The sequence below is a fragment of the Aeromicrobium sp. genome (assembly GCF_047606445.1).
Classification (GTDB): Bacteria; Actinomycetota; Actinomycetes; order Propionibacteriales; family Nocardioidaceae; genus Aeromicrobium.
The window spans coordinates 44,199-62,828 of the sequence record NZ_JASGEK010000002.1 but is presented as its reverse complement, the minus strand read 5'-3'; the positions used below and the strand labels follow the sequence as shown (position 1 = coordinate 62,828).

Below are 18,630 nucleotides of genomic sequence, written 5' to 3'. Positions count from 1 at the left end.
CGGCGAACGAAAGGAACGCCCGTGACCAGCCTCGTCATCGTGGAGTCGCCGAACAAGGTCCGCAGCATCGCCGGCTATCTCGGTGACGGTTATGTCGTCGACTCCTCCGTCGGCCACATCCGCGACCTTCCGCAGGGCGCCGACCAGGTGCCCGCGAAGTACAAGGGCCTGCCCTGGGCGCGTCTCGGCGTCGACATCGAGAACGGCTTCGACCCGGTCTACGTGGTCGCGCCGGACAAGAAGTCGCAGATCACGAAGCTGAAGAGGCTGCTCAAGGAGGCCGACGAACTCGTCCTCGCGACCGATGAGGACCGCGAGGGGGAGGCCATCGCCTGGCACCTGCTCGACGAGCTCAAGCCGAAGGTGCCGGTCAAGCGCATCGTCTTCAACGAGATCACCAAGGAGGCGATCCAGCGGGCCATCTCGAACCCCCGCGACGTCGACATGGACCTCGTCGACGCGCAGGAGACCCGCCGCATCCTCGACCGCCTCTACGGCTACGAGGTCAGCCCCGTGCTGTGGAAGAAGGTCATGAGCGGGCTGTCGGCGGGCCGCGTGCAGTCGGTCGCGACCCGTCTGGTGGTCGAGCGCGAGCGCGAGCGCATGGCCTTCCGCTCGGCGTCCTACTGGGACCTCGACGCGACCTTCGACGCGAGCGAGAAGCACGACCCCCGCCTGTTCCCGGCCCGCCTGGTCACGGTCGACGGCCGCAAGATCGCCACCGGCTCGGCCTTCGGCCCCGACGGCCAACTCAAGAGCGCCGACGTGGCCTGCCTCGACGAGGCCCAGGCCACCGCGCTCGCCGCCGCGCTGCGCGGCCAGCCGCTGACGGTCGGCTCGGTGGAGGCCAAGCCGTACACCCGCAAGCCGTACGCGCCGTTCCGCACCACGACGATGCAGCAGGAGGCGTCCCGCAAGTTCGGCTGGGGCGCGGCCCGCACCATGCAGGTCGCCCAGCGGCTCTACGAGGGCGGTTTCATCACCTATATGCGCACCGACTCGGTGACGCTGAGCCAGACCGCGCTCGCCGCCGCGCGCGCCCAGGTCGCCGAGCTGTACGGCGGCGACTACCTGCCCGACCAGGCCCGCGTCTACACCGGCAAGGTCAAGAACGCCCAGGAGGCGCACGAGGCGATCCGCCCGGCGGGCGAGCGCTTCCGCACTCCCTCCGACTCCGGCCTGTCCGGCGACGAGCGCAAGCTCTACGAGCTGGTCTGGAAGCGCACCATCGCCTCGCAGATGAAGGACGCGCGCGGCGAGCAGCTGTCGATCAAGCTGTCCGGCGACGCGGGCGGCCAGGCGGTCGAGTTCACCGCGTCCGGCCGCACGATCACCTTCCACGGCTTCCTCAAGGCCTACGTCGAGTCGAGCGAGGACCCGCAGGCGCAGGGCGACGACCAGCAGACGAAGCTGCCGAGCCTGGTCGAGGGCGACACGGTGCTCGGCCACGAGCTGACGCCGAGCGGCCACCAGACCAAGCCGCCGGCCCGCTACACCGAGGCCAGCCTCATCAAGGAGTTGGAGGACCGCGAGATCGGCCGCCCCTCCACCTACGCCTCGATCATCAACACGATCCAGAACCGCGGCTACGTCTATAAGAAGGGCACCGCGCTGGTCCCGGCGTGGATCGCGTTCAGCGTGGTGCGGCTGATGGAGCAGCACTTCAGCCGGCTCGTCGACTACTCCTTCACCGCCCGCCTGGAGGACGTGCTCGACCAGGTCGCGCACGGGAACGAGCAGCGCGTCGCCGTGCTCCAGGGCTTCTGGGACGGCACGGGCGAGGACCAGACCGGCTTGAAGAAGCTGGTCGAGAACCTGCCCGACATCGACGCGCGCGGCCTGTCGACCTTCGAGCTCGGCGAGGACGTCGCGGTGCGGGTCGGCCGCTACGGCCCGTACGTCGAGGGCCCGCCGCTGGTCGACGGCAAGGACGGCGAGAAGGTCCCCACGCGGGCCAACATCCCCGAGGATCTGCCGCCGGACGAGCTGACGCTGGAGAAGGCCCAGGAGCTGCTGAAGAACCCGGCGGGCCAGGAGCAGCTGCTCGGCCAGCACCCGGAGACCGGCCTCGACGTCATCGCGCGCAACGGCCGTTTCGGCCCGTACGTGCAGGAGAAGCTGCCCGACGACGCCCCGAAGTCGGCCAAGCCGCGCACGTCGAGCCTGTTCAAGACGATGAGCCTCGACACGATCACCCTCGACGACGCGGTGCGCCTGCTGACGCTGCCGCGCGTGGTCGGCACGGGTGAGGACGGCGAGGAGATCACCGCGCAGAACGGCCGCTACGGCCCGTATCTGAAGAAGGGCTCGGACTCGCGCTCGATCGAGTCCGAGGAGCAGTTGCTGACGATGACCGAGGCCGAGGCGCGGGCGGTCTACGCCCAGCCGAAGACCTATGGCCGTCGGGCCGCGGCGGCCCCGCTCAAGGAGCTCGGCGACGACCCGGTCAGCGGCCAGCCGATCGTGCTCAAGGACGGCCGCTTCGGCCCGTACGTCACCGACGGCGAGCACAACGCCAGCCTGCGCAAGGCCGACGACCCGCAGACGATCACGCCGGAGCGGGCCCACGAGCTGCTGGCCGAGCGTCGCGCGAAGGCCCCGGCGAAGAAGGGCGCCAAGAAGTCGGCCAAGAAGACCGCGAAGAAGACGGCGAAGAAAGCTGCGAAGAAGTCTCCCGCCAAGAAGACGGCGGCGAAGAAGACCGCCGCGAAGAAGTCTCCGGTGAAGAAGACAGCCGCCAAGAAGGCCGCCGCCTCCGACTGACGGACCGGTCTCACCGGCCTATATTCAGGCCTATGAGAAGGATGTCGGGGGTCGTCGCGTCAGCGCTGCTCGCGACGGTCGGATGCGGTCCGGTCGACGCGGGCTCGGCCTTCGCCGAACAGTTCGAGCCCTACCTGGCCTCGAACGAGGCGGTCGAGACGTTCACGGTCTACGGCGACAACACCCTGCCGTGGACCGGCGGCGCCGACGTCGACGTGACGATGGTCGCAGGGCTGTCCGACGAGGAGCTGGTCGAGGAGGTCTGGGCGATCACCCACCACGAGGTCGAGCATCAGATCGGCTACAGCCTGGTCATCCGCTTCCCGTCCGTCGCCGGCGACGGCGCCCCGGCGACCACCTCGCTGTCGCTGTCGGTCGACGAGCCGGCCCCCGACGACGGCCGCGCGCGAGAGCAGATCGCCGAGCGGGTGCGGCTCGGCCGCGACGTCGCGGCGCTCGGCCGGGGTCCGACGACCTTCGAGGTCGGCTCCTGGGACGCCACGCTCACCACCGACGCCGATCCGGTCGCCACGGCCACCGCGCTCGACCGCCTGATCGACGAGACCGGCGACGAGTGGTCGCAGCACCTGACGGTCGCCTCGGGTCCGGCGATCCTCCCGGACGGGTCGGTCGAGTTCGCGGCGGGCGAGACCGGCGGCGCACTGGCCGAACTCCGCACGGTGCTCGACGCGGCGGCCGCGCTCGGCCCGGTCGAGTCGTGGACCGCCGACGTCACCCACGGCCAGCCCACGACCCTGAACGTCGTCTACGCCACCCGGCCGGCCGATCTGGTCCCGCTGACCACCCTCGCCGCCGAGAACGACGTCGCCCTCACCGTCGTCTGACGGCGCACGGCCTCGTAGCCTCTCCCCATGGGCGGCAGAGGACGCATGATCGCTGCGGCGGCGCTGATCTCCAGCGTGGTCGCGTGCGGACCGTTGCTCGACTATGACGAGCGATATGTGCTGTTCACCGATGATTTCCGGCAGTTCCTCCTCGACCGCGAGAACGTCGTGGCCAGCGAGGTCAGCAGCATGGTCCCGAGATACGCGGCGCGTGCCGAGGCCAGGGCGACGCTCGCGGCCGGTCTCGACGACGAGCAGATCGTTCGTGAGATCTGGGAGATCACCCACCACGACTTCCGAGAACAGATGCAGTACAACCTCACGGTGGAGTTCCCGGCCACGACCGACGACGACCATGCCACCATGACGGCGATCGAGTTGGGCGTGCCGAGCCGGGCGCCGGACAGCGACGAGGCACGCGAACAGATCGCCCACAAGGTCGACGTCGCGCGGGCCATCGTGGCGGAGGGCCGGGGCGAGACCACCTACCAGTTCGTCGAGTACGACCTGGTCGACCGAGAGTTGAGGTCCGAGCGCGATCCCGTCGAACTCGCGCAAGCGCTGTGCGCGGCCGACCTGCTCGAGGACGAGGGCCTGCCCCGCCTGGCCCCCTCACCCGACCTAGGCGTCTTCTCCGCCGAGGGCGTCCGACCCTCCGGCGCCGTGCTGTTCCACGACGAGGCGAGCTGCGACGTCATGGCCGATCCTGTCGCTCTGCTGGACGCGGCGCGATCCGAGGGCGAACTCGTGGACTACTCGATCGATCTCCGCTCCGAGGAGGACCAGCTTCCCTCGGTGCGGCTGCGCTTCGCCGCCCCGCCACCGCACGCCGAGGCCCTGCGGGACATGGCCCTCACCTCCCTCGACGTCAGCCTCTTGATCGACTGACCTCACCGCTCGCGCAGGTACTCCAACTGGGCCTCGACCGAGCGCTCGGCGGCGGGCCAGAGGGACGGGTCGACCGCGGCGTAGACCTGCTCGACCACGTCGCGCGCGGTGACCGCTCCGGCGGCGACCGCCGCGCGGACCTGTTCCAACCGCTCGAGGCGGTGCGTCCGGTAGAAGTCGACGACGCCCGCCGCGTCGGGCAGCACCGGACCGTGCGCGGGACACAGCCTCGCGACCCGGCCGGAGTCGATCAGCGCGCCGATCCGGTCGAGCGAGTCGAGATAGGGACCGAGCGCGCCGTCGGGGTGGGCGATGATCGTCGTGCCGCGACCGAGGATCGTGTCGCCGGTCAGCAGCGCGGCATCGTCCTCGGCCAGCAGGCAGATCGAGTCGGCTGTGTGGCCGGGCGTGTACACGACCTCGACCCGCAGACCGTCGACCTCCACGACCTCGCCGTCGGCCAGCGGCACGGCGTCGCGGCACCATTCGGCGCTCTGCGCCCGCGCCGGCGCGCCCGTGCGGCGGACCATCTCGTCGATGGCCTCGGTGTGGTCCGGATGCCAATGCGTGTACAGCACCACCGCGACATCGCCCGCGACCTCCAGCACCGCGTCGAGGTGCGCGGCGTCGTCCGGGCCGGGGTCGACCACGACGCTGCGGCCGCCCGGCGCACGCAGAACGTAGGTGTTCGTGCCGTCGAGCGTCATGATGCCCGGATTGTCGGCCGTGACGACGCTCACCCGGTCGCTGATCGACTCGCTCACAGGTCCTCCAACGGATTCTCGATGAACCAGGCCCCGTCGACCTGGACCGCCTGCGGCTCGATCGGCTCGACGACCCGGTCGGCGGCGACCCCCACGACGTCGCGCGCCGCCACCCCGGCCAGGTCGCGGCAGACCGCGATGGTCGGCGGCAGCATCACCATCTCGCCGGCCCGCACGGCGTCGAGCGCGGCGGCCGGGCGCGTCCACTGCGACCGGTCGGCCTCGCTCGGCAGCGGCCCCACGGCCTGTCCCTCGGGGACGGCCGCGACGAAGAACCGCGTGTCGTAACGCTTCGGCTCGAAGGCTGGCGTGATCCAGTGCGCCCACGCGCCGAGGAGGTCCGCACGCAGCGCCCAACCCTGTTCGTCGAGCACGTTGGCGAGACTGCGGCGCCCCTGGTCGAGGTCGACCCGCACGCGTCCCCACTCCTCGGTGCCGAGGCCGGCGGCCGTGGTGCGCTCGTCGGGTCCGGCGAGCAGGATGCCGGACTCCTCGAAGGTCTCCCGGACCGCCGCGACCACGAGCGCCCGCGCGACCCCCGGCGCGCAACGAAGCCGCTCAGCCCACTCCTCGGGCGACGGGCCAAACCAGCCGATCGACTCCTCGTCGCCGGCCTGGACGGCCCCGCCGGGGAACACCGACATGCCCGCCGCGAAGACCATCGTCGGCTGACGGCGCAGCAGATAGGTCTCGGCCCCGGCGTCGGTGTCGCGCAGCAACACGACAGTCGCCGCGTCGCGCGTCGGCGCGACCTGGCCCGGCGCGGGCGGCCCCCAGCCCTGCGGCATCGGGAATCTCATGACCGCTCCTCAGGCCCGGGTGGCGACCTGCACCTCGACCTCGACCGGCGAGCCGAGCGGCAGCTCCGCGACGCCGACGGCCGACCGCGCGTGCACCCCGGCCTCGCCGAAGGCGTCGGCGAGCAGCTGGCTCGCGCCGTTGGCGACGGCCGGCTGTCCGGTGAAGCCCGGCGCGCTCGCGACGAACACGCCCACCTTCACCACCCGCACGACCGTGTCGAGGTCGACGACGCTCCCGACGGCGGCCACCGCGTTGAGCGCGGCGGTGCGGGCGAGCTCGGCGGCCTCCTCCGGGCTCACCTCGGCGCCGACCTTGCCGGTGGCGACGAGCGCGCCGTCGACGAACGGCAGTTGGCCGGAGGTGAACACGAAGCCGCCATGCGCGACCGCGGGCACGTAGGACGCGACCGGCGCGGCGACCGGCGGCACCGTCAAACCGACGGCGGCGAGGCGTTCGGCGACCCCGCCCATGTCAGGCCGCCGGACGCTTGAAGTAGGCCACCAGGTTCTCCGGGTTGAGGCCCGGCACGATCTGCACGAGCTCCCAGCCGTCGCGGCCGAAGTTGTCGAGGATCGCCTTGGTGTTGTGCACGAGGACAGGCGCGGTCAGGTACTCCCACTGAGTCATAGGCCGACTGTAGCCAACCGGGCGTCCACGATCGGCCCCGCCGAGCGCGCCGACTCGCTAGGGTGACCTCGTGACCCAGACCGCGCTGCATGTTGTGACCGGCAAGGGCGGCACCGGCAAGACCACCGTCGCCGTGGCGCTCGCGCTCGCGCTCGCCGACCAAGGCCAGCAGGTGCTCGTCTGCGAGGTCGAGGACCGCCAGGGCATCGCCCAGCTCCTCGACGTCGCCCCGCTCCCCTACGAGGAGCGGAAAGTCGCGACGGGGCTCGGCGGCGGACAGGTGTTCGCGCTGGCCATCGACCCGGAGTCGGCGCTGCTGGAGTACCTGGAGATCTTCTACCGGCTCGGCCGGGCGGGCAAGGCGCTCGACAAGTTCGGCGTGATCGACTTCGCCACGACCATCGCGCCCGGCGTGCGCGACGTCTTGCTGACCGGCAAGATCTACGAGATCGCGCGCCGCGCCGCCAAGCCCAGCCCGGCGGGCCCGGCCTATGACGCCATCGTCGTCGACGCGCCGCCGACCGGCCGGATCACCCGCTTCCTCAACGTCAGCACGCAGGTCGCGGGGCTCGCGAAAATGGGGCCGATCCGCAAGCAGGCCGACGCGATCACCGCGATGATGCGCTCGGCGGCGACCCAGGTCCACCTGGTGACGGTGTTGGAGGAGATGCCGGTGCAGGAGACGCTCGACGGGGTCGCGGAGCTGCGCGCCGCCGAACTGCCCGTGGGGCACATCGTCGTCAACCTCGTCCAGGAGAGCCTGATCTCGGCCGGGACCGCCGCCGCGCTGGCCTCCGGCGAGCTCGACACCGGCGCCGTCGCCGCGGTGCTCGCCGAGGCGGGGCTGCCCGAGCCGGCCGCGCCACTGCTTCTCGCGCAGGGCGAGGGCCACCTCGAACGCCACCAGTTGCAAGAGTCGCAACGGTCCCTGCTGGCCGAGAACGACGTCGACACGGTCGAACTGCCCCGGCTCGACGGCATGGACCTCGGCGGGCTCATGGACCTCGCCGGACGACTGCGCGAGGGGGGCCTGGCATGAGCCGAGGACCCCGCACCGCGCCGAAGCGCCGTCCGCAACCGCCCCGCCCCCGGGTCGTCACCCCGCACGCGGCGGAGGGCCGGCTCGACGTCGACGCGCTGATCGCCGACCGCTCGGTGCAGATCGTCGTGTGCTGCGGCTCCGGCGGCGTCGGCAAGACCACGACTTCGGCCGCCCTCGCGATGCGCGCCGCCGAGGCGGGCCGCACCGTCTGCGTGCTGACCATCGACCCGGCCCGACGCCTCGCGCAGTCGATGGGCCTGACCGAGCTCGACAACACGCCGCGGACGGTCGTCGGCGCGGGCGCGAACGGCGGCTCGCTCGACGCGATGATGCTCGACATGAAGCGCACCTTCGACGAGGTCGTCGAGGCGCACGCCAGTCCGGAGAAGGCCGCGCAGATCCTCGCCAACCCCTTCTACCAAGCCCTGTCCAGCTCCTTCGCGGGCACGCAGGAGTACATGGCGATGGAGAAGCTGGGGCAGTTGCACGCGCAGGGCGACTGGGATCTCATCATCGTCGACACTCCGCCGTCGCGGTCGGCGCTCGACTTCCTCGACGCTCCCGAGCGGCTGTCGTCGATGCTCGACGGGCGCTTCATCAAGCTGCTGCTGGCCCCCGCGAGGGGTCCGGCGCGGCTGCTCAGCGCGGGTTTCGGGCTGGTGACGTCGGCGATCAACAAGATCCTGGGCGCGCAGACGCTGACCGACGTGCAGACTTTCGTGGCCGCCTTCGACACCCTCTTCGGCGGTTTCCGGCAGCGCGCCGAGGCCACCTACGCGCTGCTCAAGGCGCCGGGCACCGCCTTCCTGGTGGTGGCCGCGCCGGAGCCGGCCGCGATGCGCGAGGCGTCGTACTTCGTGGAGCGGCTGGCCGGCGACCAGATGCCGCTGGCCGGGCTGGTGGTCAACCGGGTCCATGACGACGTGGCCGACCTGATCGACCTCGACGACGCGCGCGCCGCCGCCCGCCGGCTCGCCGGCGGCGAGGGGGTCGCGCCCCAGGTGGCCGAACTGCTGGCCGTGCACGCCGAGCGCGTCGCCATCGCCGGCCGCGAGCGACGCGAGCGCGAGGGCTTCTCCCGGTCGCACCCCGGCGTCCCGCAGATCCCCGTCACCGCGCTGTCCGCCGACGTCCACGACCTCGACGGCCTGCGTCAGATCGGCGGCCTGCTCGCCCGGTGAGTCCGCTGGCCGACGGACTCAGCGCGACGGCTGCAAGTCCCGCGAACCCAGCACAGAGCGCCACGCGGTGACCTCGGGACGGCTGCGCAGCAGAGCGCGCCGCTCGCGTTCGGTCATGCCGCCCCACACGCCCCACTCGATGCGGTGGTCGAGGGCCTCGGCCAGACAGTCGGCGACCACGGGGCACCCGCCGCACACGGTCTTGGCCTGGTTCTGCTCGGCGCCTCGCACGAACAGCTCCTCGGTGCGGCCACGACAGACAGCCCGGGTCGCCCAGTTGTCCTCCCACGGCATCGCGAACCTCCCGAATCCTCTCCGGCGTGACTGCGCACGTTCTTTAGACGACCGTACGAAAACGACGCCCCGTCGCGGCAGGGCCAACTGGGGCGTTTCCCGTAGTCCTTTCGGACTATTCGGGACTGGCCCCCTCCTCTCGGCGACCCCGCCTCGCCCACAGGTCGGCACCCCCGGCTGTCACGGCCGTCACGTATCGTGGTCGGCATGGATCTCGACCAGGCGACCACGCGGCTGCGGCGACGAGTCCGCTCCGAGCGCCGCCCTCCGTCGAGCCTCGCGAGCATCGCCACCATCGCCCGGCTCGCCGTCATCGGCGGGCTCATCACCGCCGCCGTCGTCACGCCCACCGCTGCGCTGACCTCCTACACGGCCTCCAAGGTCGCCCAGGACATCATGGACGCGCCCATCGTGCTGCCGGAGACCGCCAACCCGCAGACCACCGAACTTCTCGCCGCCGACGGGCAACGGATCACCTACTTCTACGAGGAGAACCGTCAGGACGTCCCCCTCGACCAGATCGCCCCGGTCATGCGCGACGCCATCTTGGCGATCGAGGACAACCGCTTCTACGAGCACGGCGCGCTCGACCTCGAGGGCACGCTGCGCGCCTTGGCCAACAACGCGGCCGTCGGCTCGGTCCAGGGCGGCTCGACCATCACCCAGCAGCTCGTCAAGCTCACACTGCTCCAGCAGGCGGTCACCGACGAGCAGAAGAAGGCCGCCACCGAGCAGACCTTCGCCCGCAAGACCCGCGAGCTGCGCCTGGCGATCGACTTCGAGGAGAAGTTCACCAAGGACGAGATCCTCACGCGCTACCTCAACATCGCCTACTACGGCGACGGCGCCTACGGCATCAACTCGGCGGCCCTGCACTACTTCTCGGTGACCCCTGCCGAACTCACCCCCGCCCAGGCAGCGATGATCGCCGGCCTGGTCCAGAACCCCGTCGAGTACGACCCGAACGTCTACCCCGAACGTGCCCTGCAACGTCGCAACACGGTGCTCGCGGTCATGGCGCAGCAGGGCAAGCTCTCCCAGGACGAGGCCGACGACCTCCAGGCCACCGACCTCGGTCTCAACGTCACCGAGTTCCCGAACGGCTGCGTCACCACGACGGCCGCCTTCTCCTGCGACTACGTGCGTCGCTATCTGATGGAGGAGCCGGCGCTGGGCACCACGTACGAGGAGCGGCGCGAGCGGCTCGAGCGCGGCGGCCTGACGATCAAGTCCAATATCGACCTCAACATCCAAGGCGCCGCGAACGACGCCGTCGCCGCGCACGTCTCGCCCACCGAGCAGGCCATCGGCGCGCTGGCGATGGTCGAGCCCGGCACCGGCAAAGTCCGCGCCGTGGCTCAGTCCCGCCCGATGGGCCGCGACAAGGCCGCCGGCGAGTCCTTCATCAACTTCGCGGTGCCGACCCAGTACGGCGACTCCGCCGGCTTCCAGGCCGGGTCGACCTTCAAGCTGTTCACGCTCGCGGCCGCGCTGAAATCCGGCCTGCCGCCCAGCACCAGCTTCAACTCTCCGGCGTCGATGACCGTCCCGACCGGCACCTACTTCGACTGTCAGGGCCGCGGTACCGGCCCGTGGAAGGTCGGCAACTCCACCTCGTCGGGCATGATGAACATGTACACCGGCATGCGCTTGTCGGTGAACACCTACTTCGCCCAGCTGGAGGCGAAGGTCGGCCTGTGCCCCACGGTCCAGATGGCCGAGTCGATGGGCATCACGGTCCCCGACGGCACGGACGGCACCGCCAACAACGTGGTCCCCTCCTTCACGCTCGGCGTCACCGACACCAGCGTGCTCTCCGTCGCCGCCGCCTACGCTACACCCGCCTCGGGCGGCCTGTACTGCGAACCGCAGCCGGTCTCGGAGATTCTCGACGCCGACGGCGAGGTGCTGAAAGCCTATGACCCAGACTGCACGCAGGTCTTCGACAGCAAGGTCGCCGCGCAGATCAACGACATCCTGCGGGGCCTGCAGGAGCCGGGCGGTTTCGGGTATCAGCGCGGGACCGGTCTGAACATCCCCTCGGCGGCCAAGACCGGCACGACGGAGAGCGCCAAGGCGGTCTGGTACGCCGGGTACACCCCGGAGTTGGCCACCGTCGCGATGATCGCCGGCGCCGACGCCGACGGCATTCCGATCCCGCTGCGCGGCGGCAACGCGTCGGGCAGCGCGGTGGCCGGACCCATGTGGGCGGCCGCCATGAAGGTCATCCAGAACTGGCTGACGCCTGTCGATTTCGCCCCGCCGCCGACCCGGCAGCCGACGGCGACCCCCACGCCCACGCCGACCACCCCGGCGACTCCTGCGACGCCGGCCGACTAAAGGCCCAGCTGGCGCCGCACCTCGGCGGCCACAGCGCCGCCGTCGGCGCGACCCTTGACCTGCGGCTGCACCCGCCCCATGACCATGCCCATGGCCTTGCCGCCCTGCTCGGCGGCGCCGGTCTGCTCGACCACCCCGGCGACGATGGCCGCGATCTCCTCGGGAGTCAGCTGCTGCGGCAGGTAGACCGCGAGGATCCGGGCCTCGTCACGTTCCTTCTGGGCGAGCTCGGGACGGCCGCCCTCGTCGAAGGCGGTGGCGGCCTCGCGGCGCTTCTTGGCCTCTTTCGCGACGATGTCGAGGACTTCGTCGTCGCTGAGCTCGCGGGCCTCGGTCCCGGAGACCTCGGCGTTGGTGATCGCGGTCAGCACGAGGCGCAGCGTCGAGGCCGTCAACGCCTCGCGTGCTTTGAGCGCGGTGGTCAGGTCGGCACGCAGTCGGTCCTTGAGGTCAGCCATGGGCTCATCATCTCCCATGTGCCAAGGTGGGGCCATGCGCACTCGCGACCTCGTCACCTGGCCGTTGCTCGCCGCGGGCGGCGCGCTGGCCTGGGGTGTCTGCGAGGCGCGCGCGTTCACCCTGCGCCGGTTCACCGTGCCGGTGCTGCCGCCGGGCTCGCGGCCGCTGCGCGTGCTGCACCTGTCCGACGCGCACATGCTGCCGTCGCAGGGGCGCAAACAGGCGTGGCTGCGCGGACTGGCCGATCTGAAGCCCGACCTCGTGGTCAACACCGGCGACAACCTGGCGCACCTGGACGCCCTTCCGGCGATCCTCGACGCCTACGAGCCGCTGCTCGACGTGCCGGGCGTGTTCGTCTTCGGGTCGAACGACTACTTCTCGCCCCGCCCGAAGAATCCGGCGCGGTACTTCCTCGGCGGTTCCGGCGTCGGAGCCGCGGGGGCGTGGGAGCGTCAGCCCGACCTGCCGTTCGAGGCGATGCGCGAGGCGTTCACCCGGCGCGGCTGGACCGACCTGTCGAACCGGCACGACGAGTTGACGGTCGGGGGGCTGCGTCTCGCCTTCGCCGGCGTCGACGATCCGCACCTGGAGTACGACCGGCTGGACGACGTGCCCGCCGACGCCGCCGCGGACCTCGCCATCGGCGTCGCGCACGCCCCCTACCTGCGCGTGCTCGACCGGTGGAACGCGCTCGGCTACCCGTTGATCCTCGCTGGGCACACCCACGGCGGGCAGCTGTGCGTGCCGTTCTACGGGGCGCTGGTCACCAACTGCGACCTCGACCGGGCGCGCGCGCGAGGCCTGCACACCCATGCGACACCGGGCATCGAGCCCTCCTGGCTGCACGTCTCCGGCGGCCTCGGGACGTCGCCGTACGCGCCGATCCGCTTCGCGTGCCGCCCCGAGGCGACCCTGCTGACCCTCACCGAGTAGACTTTCTCCGGTCGCCTTGATCGGGTGACTGACACCGGGGTGTGGCGCAGCTTGGTAGCGCGCATCGTTCGGGACGATGAGGTCGCAGGTTCAAATCCTGTCACCCCGACTCGGTAGAAGGCCCGGCGTTCTGAGAAGAACGCCGGGCCTTCGTCGTGTCGTGTCTGGTCAGTCGCCGACGGTGAGGTCGGGCACGCAGACGTCGGCCGCAGCCTCGGCAGTGATCTCGGTCGGCGCCCCGGGCTTGACGTCGGTGTAGTTCGGGCCGACCACGACCGTCACGCCGTCACCGATCGGAATGTCCGGCGCGACGATCTGCGGGACGACCTGGAATTGCGCGGCGACCAACTCGACCAGCGGGCTCTCCGGCTCCTCGGTCAAGATCGCCACGTGATCGACGGGGATCTCGCTCTCGCTGTTGCCGATCGTGCCGGCGAGGAAGCCCTGACGCTGCAGATTGATGCTGGCACGGTTGGCCAGGCCCTCACGTCCCGAGGCGTTGAAGACGTCGACCTGGACGAGGTTCGCCGTCAGCGGCTCGCCCGCCGCCACATGCTTCATCGTGCAACTGGGTCGTTTCTCGCCACCATCGACGGGTTCGGTCAACATATTCCAGCCCGCGAACGCACCTCCGCCGAACACTCCGAGCGCCACGACGGTGGTCAGCGCTCCTACGGCCTTGCTCATCGGCGGGCTCCCATCGTGTGGACACGCGCGTGCGGGACGATGCGCAGCGGGCCGTCCTCACGGTACCGACGTCCCTCAGCCACCTCCCGGAAGATCACCCGGCCAGTCTACGGGCACGCCGCTGCGCGATGATCCACCATCTCGTGGCCTCGGACCGTAGAGTGGGGGCCATGGCCCGTCAGTCCCTGTACATGACCCTCCTGCGCCGCCATATGGACGAGGGCAAAGACTGGCACGAGTCCTCCGAGCGGGCGTTGGTCGGCGTGCAGCAGGCCTACGACCTCATCAAGCAGGCCGTGCTCGGTCCCCCACAGCTCCAACAGCAGTCCGCCAAGGAGCCGCCCTCGTCGCCCGGCGAAGGCAGCCACCGCTCAGTGTCCTGACGTCCCCGCCGGTCAGACGACGGCCGGTTCGACGAGGAAGGCTCGTCCGGCGCCGTCGACGCGGGTCATGAGGAGGGTCGCCTCGTGGGGGCCGTCGAGTTTGAGGCGGCGGACGAGCTCCTCGGGGACGGTCTGGACGCCGCGCTTCTTGACCGTCAGCGTGCCGACGCGTCGTTCCCGGAGCGCGGCGCGCAGCTGCTTCTCGCGGAAGGGGAGCTCGGCGAGCACGGTGAAGCGGCGGGCGAGGGGCGTGACGTCGCCCCGGTCGGAGCTGAGATAGGCGATCTTCGGGTCGATCAGCCAGCCCTGGAGGTCGTCGGCCAGCTCGGCGACCGCCCCGGCGCGGATCACCGCGTCGTCGGGCTCGTAGAGGTAGCGGCCGACGTCGCCGACGACCGGCGGTTCCTCCCGGTGGGCGAGCGTCGCGCCCGACGGCAGCAGGGTCGCGCGGCGCCGGACGCGGGCGAAGGGGGCGCCCCAGAGGCAGCACTCCACGAGGTCGCCGCCGTCGCTGACCCACTCGGCCTCCGCGCCGGGCGGAATGTCGGCGTGGGCGAGGCCCGGCATGACCTTCGCGACGGCGCGCCCGGCGAGCAGCTCACGGACCCACGGCCACGGCGGCTGGAGGTCGCTGACGCCGAACACCCGGCCGCGTCCGGTGCGGCGGGCCGGGTCGACGAAGGCGGTCTCGTCGGGGCCGACGACGGTGTGGGTGGCGTCGGCGTGCTCCACCTCGCCGTCGAGGCCGAGAGCGCGGAGGTTGGCGCGGGCGACGGCCGCGCGCACGGGGTCGAGCTCCACGCCGCGGACCCTCAGGCCGGCTCGGGCCGCGGCGATGAGGTCGGCTCCGATCCCGCAGCCGAGGTCGACGACCGCCTCGGCCCCGGAGTCCGCGAGACGGCGGGCGCGGTGCTCGGCGACCCGGCGCCGGGTGGCCTGCTCCAGCGCGTCGGGAGTGAAGTAGAGCCGGGCGGCGTCCTCGCCGAACTTCGCCGCCGCTCTCGCCCGCAGCCGTCGTTGCGTCATAGCCGCCGCGACGAGGTCGCCGTCGTGGTCGCGGCGCAGCCGGGCGCCGAGCGCGAGGTCGTCGTCGTCGGTGGCGTCGGCGAGCGCCGCCAGCAGCTCCTGGCCTTCGAGGTCCAGCAGCCGCTCGAAGGTCGCCAGGTCCATAGAGAAGACCCTAGTCCAATTCTCGGCCCACTTTTAGCACTCGGCTTGGGTGAGTGCCAGCGACGTGCTACATTCCGAATTGGCACTCTCGCCCTGAGATTGCCAACGTGCGCGGCACCGCGACGACGCGCACACCTTCCGAATGTTCACCCGACTCCATTCATCACGAAGGGGAGGTCGACCAGTGTCGACGATCAAGCCGCTCGAGGACCGTCTCATCATCAAGACGAGCGAGGCCGAGCAGACCACCGCGTCCGGACTCGTCATCCCGGACACCGCCAAGGAGAAGCCGCAGGAGGGCGAGGTCGTGGCCGTGGGCCCCGGTCGTGTCGACGACAACGGCAACCGCGTCCCGCTCGACGTCGCCGTCGGCGACAAGGTCATCTTCAGCAAGTACGGCGGCACCGAGGTCAAGCACGCCGGCGAGGACTACCTGATCCTCTCCGCGCGCGACGTCCTCGCCGTCATCTCCTGACGCCCGTGGCCCCGGTGCTCCCTGTGAGCGCCGGGGCTCTCGCGTCCCCTCACATCTTCGATTTCCCAGACTCCATCCAATTTTCACTCCGCGAAAGGTGGCTTCCATGCCCAAGATCCTGGAGTTCGACGAGAACGCCCGCCGCGCCCTGGAGCGCGGCGTCGACAAGCTCGCCGACACCGTCAAGGTCACCCTCGGCCCCAAGGGCCGCTACGTCGTGCTCGACAAGTCGTGGGGCTCGCCCACGATCACCAACGACGGCGTCACCGTCGCCCGTGACATCGAGCTCGACGACCCGTTCGAGAACCTCGGCGCCCAGCTGACCAAGGAGGTCGCCACCAAGACCAACGACGTCGCCGGCGACGGCACCACGACGGCGACGGTCCTGGCCCAGGCGATGGTCCACGAGGGCCTGCGCGCCGTGGCCGCCGGCGCCAACCCGGTCGGCCTCAAGGCCGGCATCGAGAAGGCCGTCGCCGCGGTCACCGAGAAGCTGCACGAGACCGCCCGCGCCGTCGACGACGTCAAGGACATGAGCTCGGTCGCCACCGTGTCGAGCCGCGACAGCCACATCGGCGAGCTCATCGCCGAGGCCTTCGAGAAGGTCGGCAAGGACGGCGTCATCACCGTCGAGGAGCACAACGCCTTCGGCACGCAGCTCGAGTTCACCGAGGGCATGCAGTTCGACAAGAGCTACCTGAGCCCCTACATGGTGACCGACGCCGAGCGCATGGAGGCCGTGCTCGACGACCCGTACATCCTGCTGCACAGCGGCAAGATCTCGGCCGTCGCCGACCTGCTGCCGCTGCTGGAGAAGGTCATCGCCGCCGGCAAGACCCTCTTCATCGTCGCCGAGGACGTCGAGGGCGAGGCGCTGTCCACGCTCGTCGTCAACAAGATCCGCGGCACCTTCACCTCGGTCGCGGTCAAGGCCCCGGCCTTCGGCGACCGCCGCAAGGCGATCCTGCAGGACATCGCCGTGCTCACCGGCGGCACCGTCGTCACCCCCGACGTCGGCCTCAAGCTCGACTCGGTCGACCTCGACGTGCTGGGCACCGCCCGCCGCGTCGTCGTGTCGAAGGAGGGCACCACGATCGTCGACGGCGGCGGCGACAGCGCCGAGGTCGCCGGCCGGGTCGCGCAGATCAAGGCCGAGATCGAGAACACCGACTCCGACTGGGACCGCGAGAAGCTGCAGGAGCGCCTCGCCAAGCTGGCCGGCGGCGTCTGCGTCATCCAGGTCGGCGCGGCCACCGAGGTCGAGCTCAAGGAGAAGAAGCACCGCATCGAGGACGCCGTCTCGGCGACCCGCGCGGCCATCGAGGAGGGCATCGTCCCCGGCGGCGGCTCCGCGCTGGTCCACGCCGTTTCGGTGCTCGACGACGACCTCGGCCTGACCGGCGACGAGGCGGTCGGCGTGCGGATCGTCCGCAAGGGCGCCGACGCCCCGCTGGAGTGGATCGCCCGCAACGGCGGCGTCTCCGGCGAGGTCGTGGTGTCCAAGGTCCGCGAGTCCGGCGAGGGCTACAACGCGGCCACCGGCGAGTACGGCGACCTGCTCGCGCAGGGCATCCTCGACCCGGTCAAGGTGACCCGCTCGGCGCTCGTCAACGCCGCGTCGATCACCGCGATGCTGCTGACGACGGAGACCTTGGTGGCTGAGAAGCCCGCCGAGGACGAGGGCGACGCCCACGCGGGCCACGCCCACTGAGCGACGTCCTGACCGCGGGGCCCGTCCGGAACGATCCGGACGGGCCCCGTGTCGTCAGGCGTAGATCCGTGACGCGATCGCGTGCAGCGCGCGCTCGTGCTCGTCACGCCGGGCGGGAAGCGAGCCCGCCGAGCCGGCCTCGACCGGGTCGTCGCCGAGCCTCACGAGCGGCCACTGCGACCCCGCGGCGAGCACCGCCTGGTGTTTGACGTCGTAATAACCGTCAGCGACCGAGACCGCCACGCCCTGCGCACCGCTCGCGGCGGCCAACAGGTGAGGGTGGTAGCGCGTCGACAGCCACCGTTGACCGGGTTGCGCGGGCAGACCGTGTCGGTGCGCCTCCCTGAACGAGTAGAAGATATGGGGGCCGAGACGCCGCTCCAACTCCGCGCGGATAAAACCGTCGACGGGCGGGTTCGCCTCGACCACGCCGTAGTCGCCGCCCCGCACTCCCCAGTGGCGAAGCTGAGCCTCGACCATGTCGGTGAGTTCGTCCAGTCGCTCGTGCCCGTCGCCCTGCGCCAGCACCATCACCTCGGGGTGGCGCTGGCCGGTGGCGACATGCTGGGCGGCGCCGCCCAGCCAGATGTCGTCCGGTGCCAGCTCGGCCCCCGGCAGGACGCGCGCCGACTCCGGATCGCGCACGGTCGCCACGTCGAGGTGGTCGGCGGCCTCCCGCCACAAGGCGTCGAGCCGTTCGTCGCTCGGCGTCAGGCCAGCTCCGGTGATCGCGGTCCGGCTCTCGGTGTGCTCGGCCATCCAGGCCAGCGTTGCGCCGACCGAGGCAGCAGGCGCGTGCCGCGCGTTCAGATAGCCGCCGCCGAGGACGTGCACCACGTCGGCGCCTAACAGCGCCTCGAGGCCGGCGAGCCAGCGAGGCGCCCGAAACGGCTCGCGCAGCACCGCTCGGGCGTGCTCGACGACCGCTTCGACCGCAGAGACGTCAGGCGCCTCCCAGCCGAGACGGTGCATCGTGTCCACGATCACCAACCGCGGATGCTCCCGGTGGTGCAGCGCCGCGGTTCCCGACGCATTGGGGACGTCGAGCCAGACCTCGTGGCGCGGGCGGTGACGGGCCAGCCAACGGAGCCAGCCGACGGTGATCGCCTCGTCGCCGAAGTTGGGGTGGCCCGCGACGCCGATGAGATAGACGCGAGGGCTGCGGGCGGCGCGGCGGCGGAGCATGGCGAGAGGCTAACAAAAGTCCGTCAGCCACCAGCGCCGCCGCGCGCCTGGCCAGGACGCTGGTGTCAGCCTGTCGCGTCTA

At 71.1% G+C, this 18,630-nt stretch carries 19 protein-coding genes and 1 tRNA gene; 11 read left to right on the top strand and 9 right to left on the bottom strand.

Annotation, left to right across the window (positions count from 1 at the left end; all coding sequences use genetic code 11):
* Positions 1 to 21 precede the first annotated feature (21 nt).
* Genes topA through QM621_RS00490 form a run of 3 tightly spaced genes read left to right on the top strand, consistent with a single transcriptional unit; the run spans position 22 to position 4,496 of the window.
* Positions 22 to 2,763 carry a type I DNA topoisomerase gene (topA, locus tag QM621_RS00500; protein ID WP_414988382.1) on the top strand — a complete coding sequence of 914 codons (2,742 nt, stop codon included), beginning with the start codon at positions 22 to 24 and terminating at the stop codon, positions 2,761 to 2,763.
* Positions 2,764 to 2,795: 32 nt separating this feature from the next.
* Positions 2,796 to 3,608, top strand: coding sequence for a hypothetical protein (locus QM621_RS00495; protein ID WP_414988381.1), 813 nt, complete (start codon positions 2,796 to 2,798; stop codon positions 3,606 to 3,608).
* Positions 3,609 to 3,635: 27 nt separating this feature from the next.
* Complete coding sequence (locus tag QM621_RS00490) at positions 3,636 to 4,496, top strand: hypothetical protein (protein WP_414988380.1); 861 nt, start codon at positions 3,636 to 3,638, stop codon at positions 4,494 to 4,496.
* Positions 4,497 to 4,498: 2 nt separating this feature from the next.
* On the opposite strand, the gene QM621_RS00485 is transcribed toward QM621_RS00490, so the two are convergent.
* From QM621_RS00485 to QM621_RS00470, 4 genes are read right to left on the bottom strand one after another with little or no spacing between them, the layout of a single operon-like run.
* Positions 4,499 to 5,260 carry an MBL fold metallo-hydrolase gene (locus tag QM621_RS00485; RefSeq protein WP_414988379.1) on the bottom strand — a complete coding sequence of 254 codons (762 nt, stop codon included), beginning with the start codon at positions 5,258 to 5,260 and terminating at the stop codon, positions 4,499 to 4,501.
* Positions 5,257 to 6,060, bottom strand: coding sequence for an NUDIX hydrolase (locus QM621_RS00480; protein WP_414988378.1), 804 nt, complete (start codon positions 6,058 to 6,060; stop codon positions 5,257 to 5,259). Before QM621_RS00480 ends, QM621_RS00485 begins: the two co-directional genes overlap by 4 nt.
* A 9-nt stretch (positions 6,061 to 6,069) precedes the next feature.
* A complete protein-coding gene (locus tag QM621_RS00475) occupies positions 6,070 to 6,531 on the bottom strand; it encodes a RidA family protein (RefSeq protein WP_414988377.1) in 462 nt (153 codons plus the stop codon).
* Position 6,532: 1 nt separating this feature from the next.
* Entirely contained in the window at positions 6,533 to 6,688 is a 156-nt protein-coding gene (locus tag QM621_RS00470) for a DUF4177 domain-containing protein (protein ID WP_290582353.1), read from the bottom strand.
* 70 nt (positions 6,689 to 6,758) lie between these two features.
* Here QM621_RS00470 and QM621_RS00465 point away from each other — a divergent pair, with 70 nt between their 5' ends.
* Complete coding sequence (locus QM621_RS00465; protein WP_414988376.1) at positions 6,759 to 7,727, top strand: ArsA-related P-loop ATPase; 969 nt, start codon at positions 6,759 to 6,761, stop codon at positions 7,725 to 7,727.
* Complete coding sequence (locus QM621_RS00460; RefSeq protein WP_414988375.1) at positions 7,724 to 8,911, top strand: ArsA family ATPase; 1,188 nt, start codon at positions 7,724 to 7,726, stop codon at positions 8,909 to 8,911. The genes QM621_RS00465 and QM621_RS00460 overlap by 4 nt, the downstream gene beginning before the upstream one ends.
* An 18-nt stretch (positions 8,912 to 8,929) precedes the next feature.
* Here the strand turns inward: QM621_RS00460 and QM621_RS00455 are convergent, their stop codons facing one another.
* Positions 8,930 to 9,205: a WhiB family transcriptional regulator gene (locus QM621_RS00455; protein ID WP_414988374.1), complete on the bottom strand. Its 276-nt coding sequence runs from the start codon at positions 9,203 to 9,205 to the stop codon at positions 8,930 to 8,932.
* Positions 9,206 to 9,412: 207 nt separating this feature from the next.
* Between QM621_RS00455 and QM621_RS00450 the strand changes: the two genes are divergently transcribed.
* Positions 9,413 to 11,545, top strand: coding sequence for a transglycosylase domain-containing protein (locus QM621_RS00450; RefSeq protein WP_414988373.1), 2,133 nt, complete (start codon positions 9,413 to 9,415; stop codon positions 11,543 to 11,545).
* Here the strand turns inward: QM621_RS00450 and QM621_RS00445 are convergent.
* A complete protein-coding gene (locus QM621_RS00445) occupies positions 11,542 to 12,003 on the bottom strand; it encodes a GatB/YqeY domain-containing protein (protein ID WP_414988372.1) in 462 nt (153 codons plus the stop codon). The two genes, QM621_RS00450 and QM621_RS00445, sit on opposite strands and share 4 nt — an antisense overlap.
* A 34-nt stretch (positions 12,004 to 12,037) precedes the next feature.
* On the opposite strand from QM621_RS00445, the gene QM621_RS00440 reads away from it, so the two are divergent.
* Together QM621_RS00440 and QM621_RS00435 are read left to right on the top strand one after the other, a co-directional pair.
* A complete protein-coding gene (locus QM621_RS00440; protein WP_414988371.1) occupies positions 12,038 to 12,937 on the top strand; it encodes a metallophosphoesterase in 900 nt (299 codons plus the stop codon).
* 35 nt (positions 12,938 to 12,972) lie between these two features.
* Positions 12,973 to 13,046 (top strand) — tRNA-Pro (locus QM621_RS00435).
* Positions 13,047 to 13,105: 59 nt separating this feature from the next.
* On the opposite strand, the gene QM621_RS00430 is transcribed toward QM621_RS00435, so the two are convergent.
* Positions 13,106 to 13,624 (bottom strand): LytR C-terminal domain-containing protein, encoded by a 519-nt coding sequence (locus QM621_RS00430; RefSeq protein WP_414988370.1) that lies wholly within the window; start codon positions 13,622 to 13,624, stop codon positions 13,106 to 13,108.
* Positions 13,625 to 13,794: 170 nt separating this feature from the next.
* Between QM621_RS00430 and QM621_RS00425 the strand changes: the two genes are divergently transcribed.
* Entirely contained in the window at positions 13,795 to 14,007 is a 213-nt protein-coding gene (locus QM621_RS00425; RefSeq protein WP_414988369.1) for a hypothetical protein, read from the top strand.
* Positions 14,008 to 14,019: 12 nt separating this feature from the next.
* Here the strand turns inward: QM621_RS00425 and QM621_RS00420 are convergent, their stop codons facing one another.
* On the bottom strand, positions 14,020 to 15,177 hold the full coding sequence (locus tag QM621_RS00420) for a THUMP-like domain-containing protein (protein WP_414988368.1): 1,158 nt from the start codon (positions 15,175 to 15,177) through the stop codon (positions 14,020 to 14,022).
* Between the two features lie 184 nt (positions 15,178 to 15,361).
* Between QM621_RS00420 and groES the strand changes: the two genes are divergently transcribed.
* The gene (groES, locus tag QM621_RS00415; protein WP_414988367.1) at positions 15,362 to 15,652 is read left to right on the top strand and encodes a co-chaperone GroES; all 291 of its coding nucleotides are present in this window, start codon (positions 15,362 to 15,364) and stop codon (positions 15,650 to 15,652) included.
* A gap of 106 nt (positions 15,653 to 15,758) precedes the next feature.
* Positions 15,759 to 17,363: a chaperonin GroEL gene (gene groL / locus QM621_RS00410; RefSeq protein WP_414988366.1), complete on the top strand. Its 1,605-nt coding sequence runs from the start codon at positions 15,759 to 15,761 to the stop codon at positions 17,361 to 17,363.
* Between the two features lie 54 nt (positions 17,364 to 17,417).
* Here the strand turns inward: groL and QM621_RS00405 are convergent, their stop codons facing one another.
* Positions 17,418 to 18,548, bottom strand: a complete 1,131-nt coding sequence (locus QM621_RS00405) for a polysaccharide pyruvyl transferase family protein (protein WP_414988365.1) — start codon at positions 18,546 to 18,548, stop codon at positions 17,418 to 17,420.
* Positions 18,549 to 18,630: the final 82 nt, after the last annotated feature.